The sequence below is a fragment of the Streptococcus sanguinis genome, from assembly GCF_003943655.1.
Lineage (GTDB): Bacteria > Bacillota > Bacilli > Lactobacillales > Streptococcaceae > Streptococcus > Streptococcus sanguinis_F.
This window is the reverse complement of record NZ_RJMM01000024.1, coordinates 11,764-33,515: the sequence shown is the minus strand read 5'-3', so window position 1 is coordinate 33,515 and position 21,752 is coordinate 11,764. Positions and strand designations below refer to the sequence as shown.

The following is a 21,752-nucleotide window of genomic DNA, read 5'->3' as shown; positions in this document are numbered from 1 at the left end:
TTTCTATTTTCTTCTCTACTTTATCCGTTTTTACTAAAAAAGATAAACTATCGCCTCTTTCTTGTTCCGTTTGCTTTAGAAAGAAAGTTGTTTCTTCCTGTTGAATATAATTAAATAGATTAAAAATTTTTTCTATCTCATATTTCCCATTAATACCTAAAAATGCATCAATAGAACTTTGAGTAATCTTTTCCAGACTAGTATTATCTATAGAACTAAAATCTGTCTCGCTCACTTCCACTTGTCTAAATAACTTAAACTGACTAGCAGATNTTAAAGGTGCAAATATGTTTCTACGATCAGTAGAACTATTTACTAATTTTCTTACAATTAAAAGTTGGTCCCCATTCATTTTTTCTAGCCACAATTTTATAATTACAGGCTGACCAATTTCATTCTGAAAGAAGGGCTTATTATATACAATATTTTCAGCAGTAACTTTATTAATGCGAGAAAGATTACCTGTTAAACCTAACTCTATTGCATCAAAAATAGTCGTCTTACCAAACCCATTTGGTCCTACTAAAAAAGTTATATCCTTACTAAAATCAATAATCGTTTTTTGCCTAAAATTCTTAAAATTATAAAGTAAAATCTTCTTTATTTTCATAACATTATTCTTCCAAAATCTGTCTTAAATTATCAAATATATCACTATTTTCAAGTTGTTCGCGAATATTATCACTATCAAACCATTCTAAAATCTGATTTACTTGTTGCTCCTTTTTGACTTGTTGTTCACTTTCCATACGTAATTTTATTTTATCCTCAATTGTTGCAAAAGGTTTATCAGAATGAGGAAGAGAAATAAACGGTAACTTGATAATCAGTTGCATAGCAATAAAGTAGGAATCATTTAGNCCTTTATCGGTATAAAAAATAATATACTTCCTAAAATAGTATTCATCTTCTTCGATTCTCATGGCTATATTCTTAAACCGTTCATATACTTCTTTAATATTATTAACTTTCACAGACACAAATAAGGATGTATTCTTTTTTATTTTATTATCTTGAATTTTTTCAAATTCCGATATTAGCTGATTCGTCTTTTCACAAGTAAAAAAATTTTGTGTTTTGTCACCACTTGATTCCAATTCTTCTACATCATATTCTTGAATTATAAAAAATTCATTGTTATTATTCCACAATTCAATACCTTGGTCAATACAATGATAGTCATCCTTTTCTAAAATTTTTTTCATGAAGTTATTCATCACTATTTTGATCCTCCCTCAATTTTAGAACAGTTTTCTCATAGTCTATATATTCTAAATTAATTGAAAATATATTATCCTTCTCCTTCCCCAGTAATCCAGTCTTCAATTTTTCTTTTCCCTCTTCATCTATAGGTTGAACTTCAAAAAATTTTTTGCCTTCAATATTCATATTGATCAAATAATCTGTATTAAAACTAGCTCTTATAAATCCAATATTTTTCATAATGTCATTTTTAACTTCACCAGCAGCAGCTTTTGGTTGGTGAACCATACTTAACCTAAACGACTCCTGATTAGTTTGATAATACAAGTTATTTAATATAAATTTTTCTTTTTTATACCACCTAAAAAAATTATACAAAATATATTTAATACTATCTCTATCAATCAAATTATCTAGATTATTCAAATCTTGTAGTTTCGAAATGCTATTATCGGGATGCATGTCAATTAATAGATTTTTAAAGTCATCATCAGCTAAATTTAGAATTTCATTTATTATTGTATTATCAACATCATTATCAAAATTTTCATTCCAATAAAGTGAAAATAACCCTTTTGCTCTACGAATTGATTGTCTTTCGCGTTTTTCAGTAGAAGTAACAATATTGTAAATCTCTGGAAATAAAATTACTGGATTTGCACTTCCTCCATCTTCATGCGCCTCTCTTATTTTTGTGCACAGTAAATTTTTCAGTTCAAATAAAGTTTCTTTAATATGTTCATCATCATCTTTCAGGCTAGGACTATGTGCAATGAGTAAACTTTTTATTTCTTCCTTACAAAAACTATCTATTTTAGACTCACTAACATTACTCAAGTCACAATACTTGCAACCATCAGGATACTCGTATAGTTTAACATTTTTATCATTTGAAATAAATTTGGGTTTATATGGTAGTTCTTTAAACTCCTCTTCTGATAATTCAAAGCCAATTACATCACAAATTGTATGTAAGTATCTAGAATTTTCTTCAACTCCATCTTCCTTAAATCCAGTTAGTACATCTTTATAATCATTAAGATTCTTTTTATTTTTATTTGCCTTTACTTGATGTCTTGATATAACTTCAATCCCTTTCACTATATCAATATCCTCTCCATCTTCTTTTTCAAATTGAACAGAGTAACCCCTAAAATCTTCATCGTTCTGAATCAACTCACTTAGTTCTTTCAAAGCAAGAAAAATACCAACCTGACCTTGATGGTTATATCCACTCCAACTGGATGTTGCATTGTTTTTTTCCCCAGCCAATCTATTTCCTCCTTCAGATTACTACCTCTTTAATCAGGTGAGCTATCATTCATTTCTAAATTATAAATACATTAATATGCTTCACGCTTCATTGCTAGTTTCTGCACTATCAAAGAGATAGAAACTGTTCCAATAACTATAGATTCTCAAATAGACTATCAACAACTTAGACAGAGTGTTCTTCTAAAAAAGAATCATCCTAATCCCAATCAAGATAGTTAATGTTGAAAACCTTGACTTTTCAAAAGCCTTGCTATTTTTCTAGTTTTATTTAGAAAAACTCATCAAACAAACTCAACTGGTTATCTTCAGGCATATTGCCCAGGATTCCCATGTCGTCCATTTTTTCAACTAGGGTGCTAGAGAGACCGCCACGTTTGCGGAGCTCTGTCTTAGAGAGAAATTCGCCTTCTTCGCGCGCTCTGACTACTTGGCGGGCAACGTTGTCACCCAGACCGTCCATAGCAGAGAATGGTGGGATAAGGGTATCCTCTTCGATGAGAAACTCAGTCGCATGGCTCTTGTAGAGATCCAGCTTTCCGAATTTGAAGCCTCGCTCCAGCATTTCATTGACGATTTCCAGAGTCGTATAAAGGTCAATTTCTACATTGGAAGCTTCGTTGTTCTTGCGCTTTTCAGCGATTTCGTTCATCCGGCGTTTGACGGCATCAAGACCACCACTCATGGTCTTGATATCAAAGGCCTTAGCCCGGATGGAGAAATAAGCACAGTAGTAATAAATCGGATGATGCACCTTGAAATAGGCCACCCGCAGGGCCATCATAACATAGGCTGCCGCATGGGCCTTGGGGAACATGTACTTGATCTTTCCACAGGACTCGATGTACCACTCTGGCACATTGTTTTTCTTCATGGCTGCGATGTAGCCATTGCGCTCTTCTTCAGAAATCTTCAGCCAAAGGCCCTTCCGCACGCGCTCCATGATCGTAAAGGCCATCTTAGGATCCAAGCCCTTGTGCATGAGGTAAACCATGATGTCGTCCCGACAGCCGATAACGGTAGACAGGTCAGCAATCCCTTGCTTGATCAAGTCCTGAGCATTGCCCAGCCATACGTCCGTACCATGAGAGAGACCAGATAGCTGTAAGAGCTCCGCAAAGGTGGTCGGATGGGTCTCGTCAACCATGCCCCGTACAAAATTGGTTCCAAACTCCGGAATTCCCAGCATACCAGTCGGCGTGCCGATTTGCTCCTGAGTCACCCCCAGAATGTCTGTCCCAGAAAAGAGGGCCATGACACCGGCATCATCCATAGGAATGTCATTTGGATCAATGCCAGACAAGTCCTGAAGCTTCCGAATCATGGTCGGATCATCGTGTCCCAGAACGTCTAGCTTGAGGACATTTTCATCGATATCATGAAAGTTAAAGTGGGTGGTCTGCCACTCGGCCGTCACATCGTCAGCTGGATATTGGACCGGTGTAAAGTCATAAACATCCATGTAGTTAGGGATAACAACGATTCCACCCGGGTGTTGTCCAGTCGTCCGCTTGACTCCGGCAGCTCCCTGCGCCAGACGCTCAACTTCTGCGTCCCGATAGAACTTCCCGTAATCGCGCTCATATCCCTTGACAAATCCATAGGCCGTCTTAGCCGCAACGGTACCAACGGTACCAGCCCGAAAGGCATACTCCGCACCAAAGATATCCCGCACGTCCAAATGGGCGCTTGGCTGATCCTCTCCGGAGAAGTTCAAATCAATATCGGGTACCTTGTCCCCGTCAAACCCAAGGAAGGTCTCAAAAGGAATATCCTGACCGTTCTTGCTCAGCTTGTGGCCACATTCTGGACAGTCCTTATCCGGCATATCAAAGCCTGAACCATAGGAGCCATCTGTGATAAACTCGCTGTATTGGCATTTGCCACAGACATAGTGGGGTGACAAGGGATTAACCTCGGTAATCCCAATCATGGTCGCGACAAAGCTGGATCCGACAGACCCCCGCGAACCTACCAGATAGCCCCGCTCGTTGGAGCGTTGTACCAGCATCTGCGAAGCCAGATAAATCACGGCGAAGCCATTCCCCAAGATAGAGGTCAGCTCCTTTTCAATCCGCAAGTCCACGATATCAGGCAGCGGATTGCCATAAATCTCAAAGGCTTTTTGATAGGTCAGCTCAGCAACCGTCTCCTCGGCCTTTTCAATGAAAGGCGTATAGAGGTCGCTCTTAACTACCTCAACCGGCTCAAAGGTCTCGGCCAGCTGATTCGGATTGGTGATGACTAGCTTCTTAGCCAAATCCTCGCCCAGGAAGGCAAATTCGTCCAGCATCTCATTGGTGGTTCGGAAGTGGGCCTTAGGAAGCGGAGCCGGCTGGGCATTTTCACCGTGACCAATGGTCCGGTTAATCATGGCTCCCTGACCGAGACTCCGGACGATAATTTCACGATAAATCTCTTCTTCCGGCTCGATATAGTGGACGTTCCCCGTCGCAAGGACAGGCTTGCCCAAGCGATCGCCAACCTCAATCAGATTGCGAATTATGGTCTGCAGTTCTTCCTGGTCCTTGATTTGCTCCTTGGCAATCAGTGGCTCATAGATAGCTGGTGGCATGACCTCGATAAAGTCATAATACTTGGCCACTTCGACAGCCGCATCCACCCCCTGAGAGACAACAGCATCATAGACTTCGCCTTCTGAACAGGCTGAGCCCAGAATCAGGCCTTCTCGATGGGCATCCAGCACAGTCCGTGGAATCCGAGGGACACCTTCAAAATACTTGGTATTGGACAGACTGACTAACTTGAAAATATTTTTTAATCCCGTCTGATTTTTCACATAAATGGTCGCATGCTTGACCCGAGCCTTCTTGTAGGAATTCTCATCGACCAGATCCGTATTCAAATCCTTGAGATTGGTCACACCATGCTTTTCAGCCACATCCTTGATAAAGATAAAGAGGAGGCGACCCGTCGCTTCCGCATCATAGTTGGCCATATGGTGGTGCTCCAGAGCAATCTGGAAACGCTTGGTCAAAGGCCCCAGACCATGGCGCTTGTACTCCGGATAGAGGTTGCGGGCAAATTCCAGCGTGTCAATGACTGGCTGGGTAATTTTTGGCAGGCCATGACGCTCATAGTTGACATTCATAAAGCCCACGTCAAAGGTGGCATTATGGGCAACGAGGACGCTGTCCTGGCAAAATTCCTGAAACTCTTTCAGCACCTGCTCCAGTGGCTTGGCATTGCGGACATGCTCATCAGTAATCCCAGTCAAGTCCGTCGTAAAGGCCGACAGAGGATGCCCAGGATTGATAAACTCATCAAACTCAGCGATGATATTGCCCTTGTGCATCTTGCTGGCCGCAACTTGAATCAAGTCATTGTAGACCGCCGAAAGCCCTGTTGTTTCGACGTCAAAGACTACATAGGTCGCATCGCTCAGCTCCATGTCCACTTCATTGTAGACGATGGGCACCCGGTCCTCTACTATATTGGCCTCCATACCATAAATCAGCTGAATACCAGCTTTCTTAGCAGCTTTGTAGCCATGGGGAAAGCTCTGCACATTGCCATGGTCGGTAATGGCGACAGCCTTGTGGCCCCACTTTGCGGCCGTTGCCACGATTTCCTCGACCTCAGGCAGGGCATCCATAGTAGACATATTGGTATGGGCGTGAAATTCAACCCGCTTCTGCCCCTCAGGCATCAAGTCCTTGCGCTCATAGTGGGTGACGGCCTGCACATCCTGCACATTCATGGTCAGGTCGCGGGTGAAATTGTTCATCTCCACATTTCCCCGCACGCGCAGCCAGGCGCCTTTCTTAATCATGTCAAACTTCTTGGCTTCTTCTTCGTTTTTCATCCATTTCTGCAAGGAAAAGCTAGAAGTGTAGTCTGTCATCTTGAAATTGAGCAAGACCCGGCCGGTCCGAGTAACTTTCTGCTCTAGGTCAAAGACCATTCCCTCAAAGACCAGACGATTTTCCTCAGTCTGAACTTCAATCATAGGGGTAGTCTCTGCCTTGTCCAGCTTTGGCTTAGCCGCCGCCTTGCGAGCTTGGAAGTCATAGGCTGGCTTTTCCTCTGGCGGCGGTGCCATCTGCTGCAGGGATTCCATGGCTTTGAGCGCCTCTTCATTGGCCGCCTGGACAATCTTATCATTCTCCGCCTGGAAATTCTCCGCTTGCTGCTGGGTCAGCTCATCGCTGTGCTGAACCTGACAGGTCAGCTGAGGAAAGCCGTACTTGATCAGCTGCTGGCTGAGATTGGGCAGGTGATTCTTGCGAAAATGCTCCGTATCAATGGTCGAAGCCCCCTCAATCAGCAGCTTGTCCCCATCCAAATGAACCCGCAAATCCTGATACAGACTCTTGAAGCCATGGCTGGCACATGGACCTTCCTCAAAGGCCAGCTGGTAATAAGCCTGCAAGATCTCATCCGATACCTGGGGAGCCTGACAGTGAATTTCAAAAATAGCTTGATTGCCTGTCTTCGAAAACTCTTGAGCTAGGCGTTTCTGCAATTCCCGAAAAATCTCAATGGGCAGAATATTCGCAAAAGAAAAATGAAACTCCCAGACCCGACTGACCTTGTGGACCAGAACCTTCTCAATTTCTGCATTCAAAAAGGCCTCTGAATTTCTCATTTCCAGTGGCATATCCAGCTGATGCATTAAAATTTCAAACTTGTTTGACATGACATTTCCTCGTACAGTAGTGACCCTATTTTACCATAAATCAGCACTTTTTTCGACAGAAAAAGAATAGGGCAAAGCGCTAGTTCCTACACAATTATTAAGTCGTTTTTCATGATGCTAAGTTATGATATAATAGAAAAAAACATTTATCAAAAGGAGACTTAATTGTGAAGAAAATTCTCTTAGCCTGTGCTTGTCTGCTGACCCTGACTGCCTGCAGTATGCCTAATCAGAATCAGCAAGAAAACAAACCCAAGCAAAATCAGAGTCAAAGCAAGACTAAAGAAGAAAAGACGAAGACAAAAACTTTTTCTAATAAAATTGATGAGTATTATACTAATTCAGTCAAAGTTTTCTATACTAAAGACAAGATCCTATCTTTCCAGCTCATTTCCAGCCAGGCCATCCCTGAAGAAAATCAAAAAATGAGCGTCGAAGAATTAACGAAATCCTATAGAGAAGATCTTAAGAAAAGTCCCATGATTGAAAACCAAGAAAAGCTAAAAGGACTTAAAATTCATCTTAAAATTTCTGAAGACAAGAAAAACGCTATAGCCATTTTTGACTTTGATCTCAGTAAAATAGATCAAGAACAGTTGATTCAATCAGCAAGTGACTCTGAAAGTAGTCAGACTTTCTTCAGGAAACTTCAAGATAAACCAGAAGTTGTCTTTGATTATTTGAAGGGGCAAGGACTTAAAGAAGAATAAAAAAGCATTCTGAGTGATTTAACTTTATAGTTAATACTCAGAAGGCTTTTCTGTTTATTTTTAAATCCCAAAGGGGCAATATGCTATCTTAAGACTGCTTCTGCCAAGGCTTTTTGGATAGCGATGACGCTGCGGTCGCTGGTAAATTGAAGGACTTCTGCTGGCTCTTGAGCGCTGGAAACCCAAATTTTCAGCTCGGCATCTAAGTCGAAATGGCCGGCTGTTTCCACTGAAAAACGACTGATAGAGCGATAAGGAAAGGACTTATAAGAAGTCTTTTTGCCAGTCATTCCCTGCTTGTCGACCAAGATTAAACGCTTATCTGTAAAGACAATCAAGTCGCGAATGAGGCTAAAAGCCAGTTCTACATTCTCTGTTGTTGTCAGAATATCCTCCAATTGTCTTTCTGTTTTTTCAATATCTTTCTGAGAGGCATTGCCTAATAAACCGCCGAATAATCCCATCAATCGGTCCTCCAATCTATTTTTTCCTACTATAGCATTTTCACCTCCAATAAGCAAAAGAAAACTGCCAGATAAAACTGGCAGTTTGTTTTATTTTGTCAAAATTGACAAGGTTTCTAGCAGATTATCAGCGTGGACTTCAATGGTATCGCCAGTAGCCTTAATCTTGACTTCGACAATGCCTTCTGCAGCTTTCTTACCAACTGTCACACGGATTGGAAGACCAATCAAATCACTGTCGCTGAACTTAACACCAGCTCGCTCATTGCGATCATCCACTAAGACCTCATAACCAGCACTTAGCAAGTTAGCCTCGATTTGGTCAGTTAGAGCCACGGCTTCCTCGTCCTTGACATTGACCGGAATCAAGTGCACATCAAATGGTGCCAGCTCTTTCGGGAAGTTGATGCCCCAAGCATAGCGGAATTCACCCTTAGGAGTTTTATTGACAAAGAGACGGGCATGCTGCTCCATAACAGCAGACAGGAGACGGCTGACACCGATACCGTAACACCCCATAATCATCGGTACTGCTCGGCCATTTTCGTCCAAGACATTAGCGTTCATGCTGTCAGAATAGCGAGTTCCCAACTTAAAGATATGTCCAATCTCAATACCGCGAGCAAACTTGAGGACACCTTGGCCGTCCGGCGAAATTTCACCCTCACGAACCTCACGGATATCCACATACTCAGCGGTAAAGTCACGGCCAGGATTGACACCGGTCAAGTGGTAACCATCTTCGTTAGCACCAACCACAGCGTTAGCTAGGTCTTGCACCTTACGGTCAGCAATGATTCTCACGCCTTCTGGCAGATTGACTGGCCCTAGTGAGCCAAAACCTGCTCCCAAGAGCTGACGGACTTGATCTTCACTCGCCACATCAAAGAAATCGGCTGCCAAATGATTTTTCAGCTTGACTTCATTAAGCTGGTCATTGCCGACCAAAAGTGCTACGACAGGAGACTCGTCAGCCATGTAAACCAAGGTCTTGATTGTCTGGCTTTCATCCAGCCCAAGGAAGGCAGCAACTTCGTCAATAGTCTTGCAGTCAGGCGTTGAAACGCGGGCTACTTCTTCCTCAGTCACGACACGTCCTGCAGGCTTGTATTCATCCGTTGCCATTTCAAGGTTGGCAGCGTAGCTGGACTCACTGGAGTAGGCAATGGTATCCTCACCAGATACCATCCAGCTGGTCAATTCTGTCCGAATAGCTTCCTGAACATCCTCAGGAATCTCATCAAAGCTGGCTACAGACTTGTCCAAGACAACCCAGCGGTTCACATCCGTCCGGTCTGGCGTAATGGCCATGAATTCCTGACTGTCCTTGCCCCCCATGGCACCACCATCACCGATAATGGCTTTGAAATCTAGCTCGCTGCGGGTAAAGATTTTCTCATAGGCAGACTTGTATTCATCATAAGCTACATCCAAGCTGTCATAGTTAGCGTGGAAACTGTATGCATCTTTCATGATAAACTCACGCGTCCGTAAGAGCCCGTTACGAGGACGCTTTTCATCGCGGTATTTAGGCTGAATCTGATAGAGATTAAGTGGCAGCTGTTTATAGGATTTAACCGAATCACGGACGATAGCCGTAAAGGTTTCCTCATGGGTTGGCCCTAGGATAAAGTCTGATTTCTCCCGATTTTTCAGCTTATAGAGGTCTTCACCGTAGGTCTCATAACGGCCAGACTCGCGCCAGAGGTCTGCACTGAGCAGGGCAGGCGCCAGCATCTCCACTGCACCAATCTTGTCAAACTCTTCTCGCATGATTTTTTTGGCTTTTTCAATCACGCGATTAGCCAGTGGCAGATAAGAATAGACCCCAGCTGAAACCTGACGGACATAGCCAGCCCGCAGCATCAGAGCGTGACTGATAACTTGAGCATCGCTAGGCATCTCACGCAGGGTTGGAATTAACATTTTACTTTGTTTCATAAAAACAAAACTCCTTGACTTTCATTGAATAATGTCTTTTTCATAGTTCTAAGAACTTTAGTTTCTTAGAAGAATAATTTCATAATATCGTTCCAGGTAACGGCAATCATTAGAATAACCATAATAGCCACTCCAGACAGAGTGATATAGGTCTCCGTTTCTCTTCTCAGCGGTTTTCTGCGGATAGCCTCCAGAATATTGAGGACGATTTTTCCGCCGTCCAAGGCTGGAATAGGAATCAGGTTGAAAATACCGATATTGAGCGACAGCATGGCCAAAAGGCTAAGGACTGCTGGCAAGCCTTGCTCTGCTGCCTGGCTGCTGAAATTGTAAATAGCGACCGGACCGCCTAGCTTGTTGATATTGAAGTTGAAGATGATATCTTTCAGAGCTGACAAAATGCGCACCGTAGTAGACCAAGCTGCAGTAAAACCGCCAACTACCTTGTCCCAAAAGCCTGTCTTGACCGTTGGAGATACCCCTAGCAGATAACGATTGCCGTCTTTTTTAGGCTGTACGGTAATCTCTTTCGTTTCGCTGCCGTGTTTGTAGGTAACAGACAAGGTCGGCGCTTCCTTGCTCTTGGCAGTGATTTTCGCCAGAGCGCTGGTTAGATCCGCCCAGTTGCTAATCTTATAGTCATTAATCTTAAGGATTTGGTCATTATTTTGAACCCCAGCAGCTGCTATAGCACTACCATCCATGACTTGAAAATGATTGCTGTTCTCATCACGAACGCCGCCCTGAACAAAGGCCAGCAGCATAAATACCAGCACGCTCAGGATGAAGTTATTCATAGGGCCAGCAAAGTTGGTGATGAGGCGACCCCAGATACTAGCATTCTGATACTGAACATCTAGCGGTGCAATCCTCACCTCAGTGCCATCTTCTTCAACAATCGTTGCATCATGATCTACTGCATAAGTCTTGAGCTCGTCAAGAACCAGACCTGTGATTTCCAGCTTTTCCTCAAAGTCAAAGCCGGTCACATTCATGGGCAGAGCTGTCTGATCAACCTTTTTGCCAGAGAGATTGATGCGAACCACCTTGCCCTCTGCATCCAAGGTCAGACTAGCCGGTGTCCCCACCTTAATGTCAGTGGAGTCTTCCCCCCAACCGGCCATGCGTACATAGCCCCCCAAGGGTAAAATCCGAATCGTATAGGCCGTCCCGTCCTTGCCAATATGGGAGAAAATCTTGGGTCCCATACCGATAGCGAACTCTCTGACCAAAATGCCGGACTTCTTCGCAAAGTAGAAGTGTCCGAACTCATGGACCACCACAATGATCCCAAAAATAATAATAAAGGTTATAAATTGCATGGACTTCTATATTTTACCTTTCCTAGAAATCTTGTTTTTGCTTTTAAATCAAAGAAGGAGCAGAAAACGGCTAAATACCGAGCTTCCCGCCCCTGCATAGCTGACACTCTTGAAAATAGGATAGAATCTCCTCTAAAAATTTTGAGCTCCAAATCCTAGTTTTATCTCAAATAGTTTTCTTTGGACAAGCTTGCCATCCCTTGCTTTCAGCCATGCTCGACTGTCTTAGAACAAGCCGAAGAAATGCATGAGCGGAAAGACAAAGAGAAGACTGTCAAAACGATCCAAGACACCGCCGTGACCAGGAATGAATTTCCCAGAATCCTTGACCCCGAAATGACGCTTGACTGAGCTTTCGACCAAATCACCCAACTGGCCGGCAATACTAAAGAGCACTGCCAGAATCAAAAAGACAAGGGCATTATAAGGTGCGTACACTTGCGGTCGAACCAACATAAAGATTCCAGTCACTAGAACGGCTGATAGAATGCCGCCCAGGCTTCCTTCAATAGTCTTATTAGGAGAAACTCTCGGCGCCAGCTTTCTTTTACCAAAACGCACCCCGACCAGATAAGCTCCACTGTCAGTAGCCCAGACGATAAAGAGAGCTAGCAGGACCTTGTCAATATTCATCAAGCGAGCATCAATCAAGGCATTAAAACCAAGACCGACATAAAAACTAGCTGCAATCGGATAAGCCGCATCTTCAAAGGTGTAGTTGGAACCTAGGACAGTCGAAATCAACAGAAGAAAGACGACCAAGCCATAGGCCACGACATTGCCATCAACCGGCAGAAACTTCAGATAATTCTCTAGAGGCAGGGTTAGGACAAAGGCTGCTAGCATGGCCAAGACACCCTCGATTGTCGCTGTCGGCAGACCTTTCATCTGGAGAAATTCATGCACTGCAAGCATAGCCAGCAGTCCCACAAAAATCTGAAAGATGACGCCTCCTGTCAATACCAGAGGAATAAAAATAGCAAGAGCGATTCCTCCAAAGATTAGACGTTTTTGTAAATTTTTACTCATACTCTTTTACTTTCTCCCTTAAACACCGCCAAAGCGTCGATTCCGACGGCTGAATTCTGCAATTGCAGCCTTCAAAGCCTTCTCATCAAAGTCAGGCCAGAGGATATCCGTAAAATACAGCTCACTGTAGGCTGACTGCCAAGGCAGAAAATTGCTGAGACGCAGCTCTCCACTGGTCCGAATCACCAGATCCGGGTCACGCAGCATCTTAGGCAAGTTGCTGGTATAGAGGTAGTTACCTATGATGTCCTCTGTAATGTCGCCAGGACTGAGTTTGGCATCTAACACATCTTGAGCAATCTCTTTAACAGCCTGATTGATCTCATATCGACCACCGTAGTTTAGAGCAAAGTTGAGAATCAAGCCTGTATTGAGCTTGGTCAGGCTTTCTGCCTTTTCCAGAGCTTCAAATGTCGCCTTAGGAAGCTTAGCCGTATCACCAATCATCTGGATTTTAACATTGTTCTTGTGCAGCTCCGGCACATAGCGGTCGTAAAATTCAACCGGCAGATTCATGATAAAGGAAACTTCCTTTTCCGGCCGAGACCAATTTTCCGTTGAAAAGGCATAGACAGTCAAGACTTGAACACCCATTTCCTTGGCAGCAATCGTCACCTTTTGCAAGGTTTCCATGCCAGCCTTATGACCGAACACGCGCGGCTGCATCCTTTTTTTGGCCCAACGGCCATTGCCGTCCATAATAACAGCAATGTGCTTTGGAACATTCAGCGGTGCGTTCAGCTTTTCTTTTTTCTTAAAACTAAACATACTTTTTATCCTATTTAAAGTTTTGTCAGTTCATTATATCATAAATCCTTGGAATGTGGGCAATTCATCCGCTTTTTCAAGCCTGAGAGCATAAAATAAGGACAGAATGTCAACCAGAGAATCCAAACTCAGTTAAAACTCACCAGCTTGTCCAAACTGCAAGGCAGATAAGGTTACAATCAAACACCTCCTAGCTACATGAACCAAAACAAAAAAACAGCCCGCAAGCTGTTTATTTCTTTACTCTTCAATCGCTGATTCTTCCTCAGGAAGGTCAACGCTTCCCTCACCGCCAGCAACAGCAGGAATCCCCTCAGTCAATGGTAGCACAGTCTTAATAGCTGTCAGTTCAAAGGTCAGGTAAACACCGTCCACATCCAGAACAACTGTCTTTTTATCTGTGTCCACTTCATCTACCGTTCCATACAAACCACCGATGGTAATAACTTCATAACCCTTTTGCAGCTTGTTAAGACTTTCCATACGCTGCTGAGCCTGTTTCTTTTGGGCACGCATTTGGAAATAGGTCATCCCTATCAGTACAACCGCAAAGACAATAAGCATAGTTGGATTCATATATTTTCTCCTTCGAATGTCATATATGAACTACTATAGCAGATTTCCCTTATTTTTACAAGACGATTCTGACTTTTCAGGTAAAGTCCGTCTCAAGTCGGAGGAAGCATGACTGACCTGGATGCATTTTTTTAAAAGCAAAAATCAGGATGACCAGCACCCTGATTTTATGTCTTTTTATTTAAGATTTTTAACAACTTCTGCTACGTGCTCAACTGTAAAGCCGTATTCTTCCAGCACCTTGCCTGCTGGAGCAGATGCACCGAACTGGTCGATTCCGATAACTGCACCATCCAGACCGACATATTTGTACCAAGGCTGGCTAGCTGCCATCTCGATCGCTACGCGGCGACGAACTGCATTTGGCAGAATTTCTTCTTTGTAGGCTGCATCTTGAGCATCAAAAAGCTCTGTTGATGGCACGCTGACCACGCGGATTTTAGCGCCTTCTGCTGCAAGTGCTTTAGCAGCTGCAACTGCCAAATTAACCTCAGAACCAGAAGCCAGCAAGATGGTATCGAAATCTGCTCCTGTTTCGTAGACCACATAAGCACCTTTAGCTACCTTGTCAAAGTTTGTGCCTTCTTCAACTGTCAGATTCTGACGGGTCAAGACCAGAGCAGTCGGAGTAGATTGGCTCTTAAGGGCCAGATACCAAGCTGCCTGAGTTTCACGCGCATCTGCTGGGCGGAAAACAGTCAGGTTTGGAATAGCACGCAGACCAGCCAAATGCTCAATCGGCTCATGAGTTGGGCCGTCTTCACCTACTGCAATAGAGTCGTGAGTAAATACATAAGTCACTGGCAAACCTTGTAGGGCAGACAAACGGACAGCTGCCTTGACATAGTCTGAGAAGACGAAGAAGGTACCACCGTAAACGCGAAGACCACCATGAAGCGCCATACCGTTGAGAATTGTTCCCATAGCAAACTCGCGCACACCAAATTGGATATTGCGGTTGAGACGGTGGGCATCATCCTGCAGACCGTCTTCCTTGATGTAGGTCATATTGGAATGAGCCAAGTCAGCAGAACCGCCGAGGAAAGTTGGAAGCACCTTAGCTGCTGCATTGAGGGCATCCTGACTAGAATTACGGGTCGCTTGAGAGAAGCCATTTTCAAGTACTGGGAAGTCTTCTGGTTTGATTTCTACTGGATCCTGACCAGCGATGATAGCTGTTACTTCTGCCGCCAATTCTGGATGGGCTTGCTTGTAGTCCTCTACTAACTGTTTCCAAGCATCGTAAGCCGCTGCACCACGCTCTGCTACATTTGTACGGTAATCTGCATAGACTTCCTCAGGAATCTCAAACGGCGCATAGTCCCAGCCCAAGGCTTGGCGAGTAGCTTCTGCTTCTTCTGCTCCAAGAGGGGCGCCGTGAACTGCATTAGTTCCTTGCTTGTTTGGAGAACCGTAACCGATAACCGTCTTAACTTCAATCAAAGATGGCTTGCCAGAAGATTTAGCTTCATTGATAGCTGCATCAATCGCTGCAAGATCTGTCCCATCTTCTACCAAGGCAGTATGCCAGCCATAAGCTTCATAGCGGGCACGAACATCTTCTGTAAAGGAATCCTTGGTCTCTCCATCTAGGTTGATATCATTTGAATCATAGAGAACAACCAGCTTGTCCAGTTTTTGCAGACCAGCGTAAGAAGCAGCCTCAGCTGAAACCCCCTCCATCAAATCGCCATCACCACAGATGACATAAGTGTAGTGGTCAAAAATTGGATATCCTTCACGATTATACTTAGCAGCTAAGAAACGCTCTGCCTGAGCAAATCCAGTAGCTGTAGAAATCCCTTGTCCCAGTGGGCCAGTAGTGGCATCAACACCAGCTGTATGGCCAAACTCTGGGTGACCTGGTGTCTTAGAACCCCATTGGCGGAAGTTTTTGATTTCCTCCATGCTGACATCTTTAAAGCCAGACAGATGAAGCAAGGCATAAAGCAGCATAGAGCCATGTCCTGCAGACAGGACGAAGCGATCGCGGTTAATCCAGTTTGGCTCTTCTGGATTGATACGAAGTTGTTTAGTAAACAAGTCGTAAGCCATCGGTGCAGCGCCCATGACTACGCCAGGGTGACCTGACTTAGACTTTTCAATCGCGTCAATCCCTAAAAAGCGAATGGCATTAACTGATAATTGTGACATTGGATACTCCTTATTTTTACTATGACTTGTTCTGACATCAGAACAGGATAAACAATGGTCGTAGAAACGAAAAATTGTCTCACATCTATTATATGAAAATTATCCCTATATCGCAAGATAGGGATAATCTCATTTTTTATAGATTTATTATAAATCTTGAAAGCGGTAACAAAAAGACCAAGAATTACACAGGTGACTGTTCACTCTTGGACTGTCAAAAAAATCTGCCCATAAGGACAGAAAAAAAGTAAGAAAGTGAGCATCCCTGCTCCTAAGTTCGACTGCGCACGTGGCTTGTCTCATGAAGTTTTTGCGGAACCTAGTTCTCGCTACTACTCAAACGGCATCTATGCCTCTAACCTCTTCTTGACTCTATGAGCCAGCAATCGCTAAAAAATTAGCGGAACGTAGACTTCGCTTGCGCTCAGTCTGCATCAATGCCTCTAAGCTCTGCTCGACTCTGCGAGCCGGCAATCGCTAAGAGGCATAGAAAAACCCAGCTATCCAAATGGTTAGCTGGGTTAGGGTTGAGCTACATCATAGTTTTAGACTATCCTGCAGCCTTGTGATGAATGGTGATGCCGTATTTTTCATGGTTTTCTTCATACCAATTAATTAAGGCCATCGCAGTTTGATAAGTAATGTTCTTAATCTTACTGGTCCCTTTAGTTAAGGTCAGGATACTCATCTTGCTGATGTTTGCATCCGTCGCAATCCGATAACTAGTTAAGGTTCCATTAACTAACAACTGAACAACAGCCTCGACTTTCCTGTAGTCAGGCATTGTTGTAATATCCAACTTTTTCATAATTAAATCCTCTCCTAAAATTTAATTTACTAATCCATTATACACTTTTTTCTGACATTTACATATATAAAAACTTGAAAATGTACAAAAAAATTAGAACATAATTCATTGAAATGTCAACTTTTCCTGTTTTATAGACTTTTGAGAGTCTTTTGCCTCTATTAAGATAGAAAAAAAGAATTAATATTATCTTCTTTTCTTACTTTGTTAGATCGCCTTTCCATACTGCTGTTTTTTCTCCATTTTCGTATAGCTAGACCAACGGTTAAATAAAGAATAGTCGGAATCATCCCCACTGAAAGCGAGAAGAGGAAAGCCTGATTTTTTTCTACCGAGACAAATCCTAGTAATAGTAAAGGATTTATAACAGCGTCCTCCATAGTGTGCATAATAACTAGAGGCCAAACAGATTTGGTAATTCTAAAAATCTCTGTATACATGACCGTCCAGCATGCAACAGTTATCATCCCGATAAGGAAGAATGTAAACCTCCCAACCGGCAAGGTATTATGGATTTCTCTCTCAGACAGAAACTTCATAATGTAAGGCAGATGCCAAATCCACCAGATAAAGCCAACAAGTAGATATAGTTTTAAGTCGCATAATTTTAATTTGATTAATTGATTGGTAAGATATGCCCTCCAAACAGATTCTTCAAAAATATTTTTTATGAATTGAGTTCCTATCTGTGTGAGCAAGATTCCAAGATAGGCCGTGAACTCAACCTTCGCATCTATCACTCTGATACCTTGTGTCATCAATCCCAAGAATATCACTATCATCGTAACAAGAGGGTAAACTAAAAAACTAATCAGGTATAATTTTTTATTACTTTTAAAATTAATGGAAAACCCTGCCTCTTTCCAGCCGTCTCCGCTAAAGCTTCGAAGAAAGATGGTACAGATTAAGGGAGTTACCAGCCAAATCAGCATCCCTAAAGAGCCACTTCCTATCTCTGTTCCGATATTTTCGTAATGAGCTTGGCCGGTTACTTTATCAACAACATAACCAATCCAGCCACATAGGGTGCTGAAGAATGCAAAGATAATGACATTGCGCTTAATTGTAGTTATGGACTGTTTCATAGCAGTCTCCTTTCGTCAAAAAATTATTCATCTCTCTTGTTTTAAATCCTTCTGTCTCTTGACACCGGCCGCAATAGCCCGAAAAATGGTAGGGTAGGGACGTTTTTTTGTCTGGTTGAAGGTACCTGTGACAAAGACATCCTTTTCTGGACAATAAAAGGAGAAACTTCCTGTTATCCCACTATGACCGCGAATTTCATGCGCGCCACCGAAAAAGAGAGACATGAAGGAGCTGATTGTCAGCTGCATCATACCGCTGCCATACTTGAGAGGGCGGAATTGAATGGACCGAAAAGTCGGCTGCTGAATATGGGACTTTGCAAACAATTTGCCAGTAAAGAAAGCACGGATAAAGGTCATTAACTCCCTGTTAGTCGCCACAATACCGCCTTGGTAGACTTGACTGGAAAGATAGGCTTGAAAAGCTATAGTTTTCTGGCCATTGTATAGGAGAGCAAGTTTCTCATGGCCTGTCGCCCAATGGGTCTGACTAAGCTGAAGCGGCTGGCAAATGAGATGTTCTAATAGTTGCTCAGCGGTCTGCCCAGTCACTGTTTCAGCCATTTTTCCTAAGAGCATAGCATTGATATCAGCGTAGTAGGCTTTATCTCCGTCCAGACATGATCCAGCTGGCAATTCTGCTATCATTTCCAGCGCTTCCTCAAAAGCTACCCGCCGATCAGCTTTGTACAAGTCATCTATCAAAACCTTTCCATTTGTTTGACGGTCCATTTCATAATTCGGAAAGCCGGATATTTGATCCAGCAGATGTCGTACAGTGACCTGCTCAGCTTGAGGCAAATGCTTGGTCATTTCTGGCGGTAAAATATCCGTCAAGCTTGTATCATAGGTCAGCTTTCCTTGGTCAATCAGCTGGAAAACAATGGCATCGGTGTATAATTTGGAAATACTGGCAATGGCAAAAGGCGTGTCACTCGTCATCTGTCCCTTGTTTTCTTCCAAATAGAGTTGATCCCCTTGATAGGCTAATATACTGGCTTCATAAAGTTGCCTGCTTTTTAGAAAAGTTGTCATTATTGCTTTCCTCCAAATTGTCTAAATTTTTCCTTGAAAATCCTACAGCATGCGAGCTTAATTTCTCATTTGAGAGAAGCTAGGTTGATTTTAGTCATCGACTGCTTCGGCAATATCAATAGTTTGTTTCATTTTACCGATACCTTCTAAGCAAGCCTAGCTTTTCATCAGCATCAGATTTCAATATTTTTATATACCTAATAGTAACATTTCTTTTAGGTGCTGTCAAGAGGAATTAAGTTGAGATTTTGGGATAAATGCTAATTTATTTCCAGAAAAGAGAGTTATTTGAAATTCATACTCATCAAAAAAAGACCTGCCTTCATCTAAGAAGGAGGTCTTTGAAAAGTTAGTTGACTTAGTAAGCTTTATTCTGCTTGCTTGTCTTCTTCAGATGCGTCAGCACCTTTTTCTCGGATAACTAAGACACCATCTTCCAAATCAGCCGTCAAATGCTTAGCATCTAGATTATCCAAGTGGAAGTCAGTCACCTTGTCACGGATTTGCTGCTCGATGACACGGCGGAGCGGACGAACACCCATGACTTGGTCATAACCAGCATCGCGCAGGAATTCCTTAGCTGCATCAGATACAGCCAGATCAATTTCTTTCTTGCTCAAGGTTTGATTCACTTCAATCAGCATGAGATTAACAATCTCCATCAAATCTTCTTTCTTGAGATGAGAGAACTCAATAACTGCATTGAAACGATTGAGGAACTCTGGACGGAAATAAGCTTTGAGTCGATCCATCAGATCAGGCTTTTCTGCATCTTCCTCCAAGCCAGCTTCATAGCCAAAGCCAGCATTAGAAGTTGCAATGATAACCGTGTTCTTGAAGTTGACTGTATTCCCTTGACCATCTGTCAAACGACCATCATCCAGAACTTGAAGGAGAAGGGTAATCACCTGTGGATCCGCCTTTTCAATCTCATCCAAGAGGATGATAGAGTAAGGATTGCGGCGTACACGCTCGGTCAGGGTATTGCTGTTATCATCATAGCCGACATAGCCCGCAGTGGTACCAATCAGCTTAGAAACAGCAGTCCGGTCGGAGTATTCTGACATATCCAGACGAATGATGGCTTCCTTGGTACCGAACATATCCAGAGCCAGTTGTTTAGCAAGCTCAGTCTTTCCGACACCTGTCGGACCAACAAAGAGGAAGCTTCCGATTGGACGGTTGCCTTCATCAAATCCTGCACGGTTTCGGCGGATAGCCCTAGCTACAGCTTCTACAGCCTTGTCTTGGCCGATAACTTTGGCTTTGAGACGGTCATTCATGCCCTTGAGGCACTCAATGTCGCTGGCACCCATCTGAGATACCGGCACTCCCGTCATCCGCTCAACAGACTCTGCTACATCGTTGACCGTAGCAGTCACCTTCATATCCTCGGTGTGGTTTTGAATTTTCTTTTCCAGCTCTTCAATGCGGGTCTTGGCATTCAGAGCTGCTTCATAATCTTCTTTTTCAACAGCTGCTTCCTGCTTGTCTTTTTGCTCAGCAATCTCATGTTCAACCGCATGAACATCGGTTACTGGATGTTGGGCTGCCAAATGAGCAGCAGTCACATCGACTAGGTCAATGGCCTTGTCTGGCAAGCTCCGCTGTGGAATATACTGAACAGAGTAGTCCACAGCCGCTTTCAGCACTTCATCCGGCAGGATGACATTGTGGTGCTTTTCATACAGGTCCCGAATGCCTCGAAGAATCTGATAAGTATCCTCAGCAGACGGTGCATTGACCTTGACTTCATTGAACCGGCGAGCCAGAGCTGCATTTTTGAGAATGGTGTTACGGTACTCGTCCTGAGTAGTTGCCCCGATAACGGTCAACTCTCCACGAGAAAGTGCTGGTTTGAGAATATCCGCTAGTCCCTTAGAACCGCTGTCTCCACCGATAGATCCTGCTCCTAGGATTTGATGGATTTCATCAAAGAAGAGGATAATGTTGCCGGCTTCCTTAACTTCATTGACTAAGTTTTGAATATTTTCTTCAAAGCTACCGCGATATTGAGTACCAGCTTCCAGACCAGAAATATCAACAGAGATAATTTCCTTGTTCTTGATGGCCGCTGGCACGTCACCATTGACGATAGCCTGAGCCAATCCTTCTACGACAGCTGTCTTACCAACTCCGGCATCTCCAACCAATACAGGATTATTCTTAGTCCGGCGGGAAAGGATTTCGGCAGTTTCTTGGATTTCCTTATTGCGCCCAATGACTGGATCTAACTTACCATCACGCGCTTCCTGAGTCAGATTACGACCCAGCTTGGCCAAGATGCCATCCTGCTTAGGTCCATGACCAGCAGTTTGGCTAGTCTGCTCACCCGCTCCTTGACCAGGGAGCTTGCCAGTAGCCCGGTACTGAGCAAACTCTTCCGGTGTGACCTCTCTACCATTAATCAAGTAGCGCCGGTGTTCGCTGTTGTAGCCGCCCATGCGCCCCATGAGTTGGTTGAAAAGGTCGTCCATATTGTTAAAATTGTTGTAGTTGTTGTTCATAGCATTGCCTCACTTTTCTTCATTTTTCGCTTTACATAATTTTTATTTTTACCAAAATTTCAGATAAGAAATCTCTTCCTTATCCACTATAAATATTCATTTGGGAGATCTTCTCCAATCTATTATTTTACATAACTTATTCGATTCCCAAAAATCAAGACTGAGTCAGTCTCTACTTTTATGAGTGAATCAAATCTCTTTCAGACGAAGATAATTTT

General features: G+C 43.2%; 16 protein-coding genes. 1 reads left to right on the top strand and 15 read right to left on the bottom strand.

Annotated features, from left to right (window positions below):
- The 4 genes from D8886_RS09430 to D8886_RS09415 all read right to left on the bottom strand — a co-directional run.
- A partial coding sequence (locus D8886_RS09430) for an AAA family ATPase (RefSeq protein WP_142999462.1) occupies positions 1–610 on the bottom strand: 610 nt, incomplete at its 3' end.
- 4 nt (positions 611–614) lie between these two features.
- Positions 615–1,205, bottom strand: coding sequence for an ABC-three component system middle component 1 (locus D8886_RS09425; RefSeq protein WP_260469515.1), 591 nt, complete (start codon positions 1,203–1,205; stop codon positions 615–617).
- 4 nt (positions 1,206–1,209) lie between these two features.
- Positions 1,210–2,475, bottom strand: coding sequence for an ABC-three component system protein (locus D8886_RS09420; RefSeq protein WP_002911647.1), 1,266 nt, complete (start codon positions 2,473–2,475; stop codon positions 1,210–1,212).
- A gap of 271 nt (positions 2,476–2,746) precedes the next feature.
- The gene (locus tag D8886_RS09415; protein WP_002911646.1) at positions 2,747–7,135 is read right to left on the bottom strand and encodes a PolC-type DNA polymerase III; all 4,389 of its coding nucleotides are present in this window, start codon (positions 7,133–7,135) and stop codon (positions 2,747–2,749) included.
- Positions 7,136–7,302: 167 nt separating this feature from the next.
- On the opposite strand from D8886_RS09415, the gene D8886_RS09410 reads away from it, so the two are divergent.
- Positions 7,303–7,845, top strand: coding sequence for a DUF1307 domain-containing protein (locus D8886_RS09410; RefSeq protein ID WP_124766065.1), 543 nt, complete (start codon positions 7,303–7,305; stop codon positions 7,843–7,845).
- An 83-nt stretch (positions 7,846–7,928) separates the two neighbouring features.
- On the opposite strand, the gene D8886_RS09405 is transcribed toward D8886_RS09410, so the two are convergent.
- From D8886_RS09405 to D8886_RS09355, 11 genes are all read right to left on the bottom strand, one after another.
- Positions 7,929–8,309 (bottom strand): PH domain-containing protein, encoded by a 381-nt coding sequence (locus D8886_RS09405; protein WP_032916189.1) that lies wholly within the window; start codon positions 8,307–8,309, stop codon positions 7,929–7,931.
- A gap of 90 nt (positions 8,310–8,399) precedes the next feature.
- A complete protein-coding gene (locus D8886_RS09400; protein ID WP_124766067.1) occupies positions 8,400–10,250 on the bottom strand; it encodes a proline--tRNA ligase in 1,851 nt (616 codons plus the stop codon).
- A 65-nt stretch (positions 10,251–10,315) separates the two neighbouring features.
- The gene (rseP, locus tag D8886_RS09395; RefSeq protein WP_125435329.1) at positions 10,316–11,572 is read right to left on the bottom strand and encodes an RIP metalloprotease RseP; all 1,257 of its coding nucleotides are present in this window, start codon (positions 11,570–11,572) and stop codon (positions 10,316–10,318) included.
- A gap of 225 nt (positions 11,573–11,797) precedes the next feature.
- Positions 11,798–12,601: a phosphatidate cytidylyltransferase gene (locus D8886_RS09390; RefSeq protein WP_125435327.1), complete on the bottom strand. Its 804-nt coding sequence runs from the start codon at positions 12,599–12,601 to the stop codon at positions 11,798–11,800.
- Positions 12,602–12,619: 18 nt separating this feature from the next.
- The gene (gene uppS / locus D8886_RS09385) at positions 12,620–13,369 is read right to left on the bottom strand and encodes an undecaprenyl pyrophosphate synthase (RefSeq protein WP_125435325.1); all 750 of its coding nucleotides are present in this window, start codon (positions 13,367–13,369) and stop codon (positions 12,620–12,622) included.
- A gap of 240 nt (positions 13,370–13,609) precedes the next feature.
- Positions 13,610–13,945, bottom strand: a complete 336-nt coding sequence (gene yajC / locus D8886_RS09380) for a preprotein translocase subunit YajC (RefSeq protein WP_002927941.1) — start codon at positions 13,943–13,945, stop codon at positions 13,610–13,612.
- A gap of 177 nt (positions 13,946–14,122) precedes the next feature.
- A complete protein-coding gene (gene tkt / locus D8886_RS09375) occupies positions 14,123–16,099 on the bottom strand; it encodes a transketolase (RefSeq protein ID WP_125435323.1) in 1,977 nt (658 codons plus the stop codon).
- A gap of 550 nt (positions 16,100–16,649) precedes the next feature.
- Positions 16,650–16,907, bottom strand: a complete 258-nt coding sequence (locus D8886_RS09370; protein WP_002927965.1) for a hypothetical protein — start codon at positions 16,905–16,907, stop codon at positions 16,650–16,652.
- Positions 16,908–17,068: 161 nt separating this feature from the next.
- Entirely contained in the window at positions 17,069–17,992 is a 924-nt protein-coding gene (locus tag D8886_RS09365; protein WP_125435321.1) for a CPBP family glutamic-type intramembrane protease, read from the bottom strand.
- Positions 17,993–18,019: 27 nt separating this feature from the next.
- Complete coding sequence (locus D8886_RS09360; RefSeq protein WP_125435319.1) at positions 18,020–19,027, bottom strand: serine hydrolase domain-containing protein; 1,008 nt, start codon at positions 19,025–19,027, stop codon at positions 18,020–18,022.
- Positions 19,028–19,395: 368 nt separating this feature from the next.
- Complete coding sequence (locus D8886_RS09355) at positions 19,396–21,534, bottom strand: ATP-dependent Clp protease ATP-binding subunit (protein ID WP_125435317.1); 2,139 nt, start codon at positions 21,532–21,534, stop codon at positions 19,396–19,398.
- Positions 21,535–21,752 lie beyond the last annotated feature (218 nt).

What these genes read in the sequence shown, in the direction of transcription:
- D8886_RS09415 (WP_002911646.1), bottom strand. Translation starts at nt 7,135, where the DNA reads ATGTCAAACAAGTTTGAAATTTTAATGCATCAGCTGGATATGCCACTG.
- D8886_RS09405 (WP_032916189.1), bottom strand. Translation starts at nt 8,309, where the DNA reads ATGGGATTATTCGGCGGTTTATTAGGCAATGCCTCTCAGAAAGATATT.
- D8886_RS09400 (WP_124766067.1), bottom strand. Translation starts at nt 10,250, where the DNA reads ATGAAACAAAGTAAAATGTTAATTCCAACCCTGCGTGAGATGCCTAGC.
- rseP (WP_125435329.1), bottom strand. Translation starts at nt 11,572, where the DNA reads ATGCAATTTATAACCTTTATTATTATTTTTGGGATCATTGTGGTGGTC.
- D8886_RS09390 (WP_125435327.1), bottom strand. Translation starts at nt 12,601, where the DNA reads ATGAGTAAAAATTTACAAAAACGTCTAATCTTTGGAGGAATCGCTCTT.
- uppS (WP_125435325.1), bottom strand. Translation starts at nt 13,369, where the DNA reads ATGTTTAGTTTTAAGAAAAAAGAAAAGCTGAACGCACCGCTGAATGTT.
- yajC (WP_002927941.1), bottom strand. Translation starts at nt 13,945, where the DNA reads ATGAATCCAACTATGCTTATTGTCTTTGCGGTTGTACTGATAGGGATG.
- tkt (WP_125435323.1), bottom strand. Translation starts at nt 16,099, where the DNA reads ATGTCACAATTATCAGTTAATGCCATTCGCTTTTTAGGGATTGACGCG.
- D8886_RS09370 (WP_002927965.1), bottom strand. Translation starts at nt 16,907, where the DNA reads ATGAAAAAGTTGGATATTACAACAATGCCTGACTACAGGAAAGTCGAG.
- D8886_RS09365 (WP_125435321.1), bottom strand. Translation starts at nt 17,992, where the DNA reads ATGAAACAGTCCATAACTACAATTAAGCGCAATGTCATTATCTTTGCA.
- D8886_RS09360 (WP_125435319.1), bottom strand. Translation starts at nt 19,027, where the DNA reads ATGACAACTTTTCTAAAAAGCAGGCAACTTTATGAAGCCAGTATATTA.
- D8886_RS09355 (WP_125435317.1), bottom strand. Translation starts at nt 21,534, where the DNA reads ATGAACAACAACTACAACAATTTTAACAATATGGACGACCTTTTCAAC.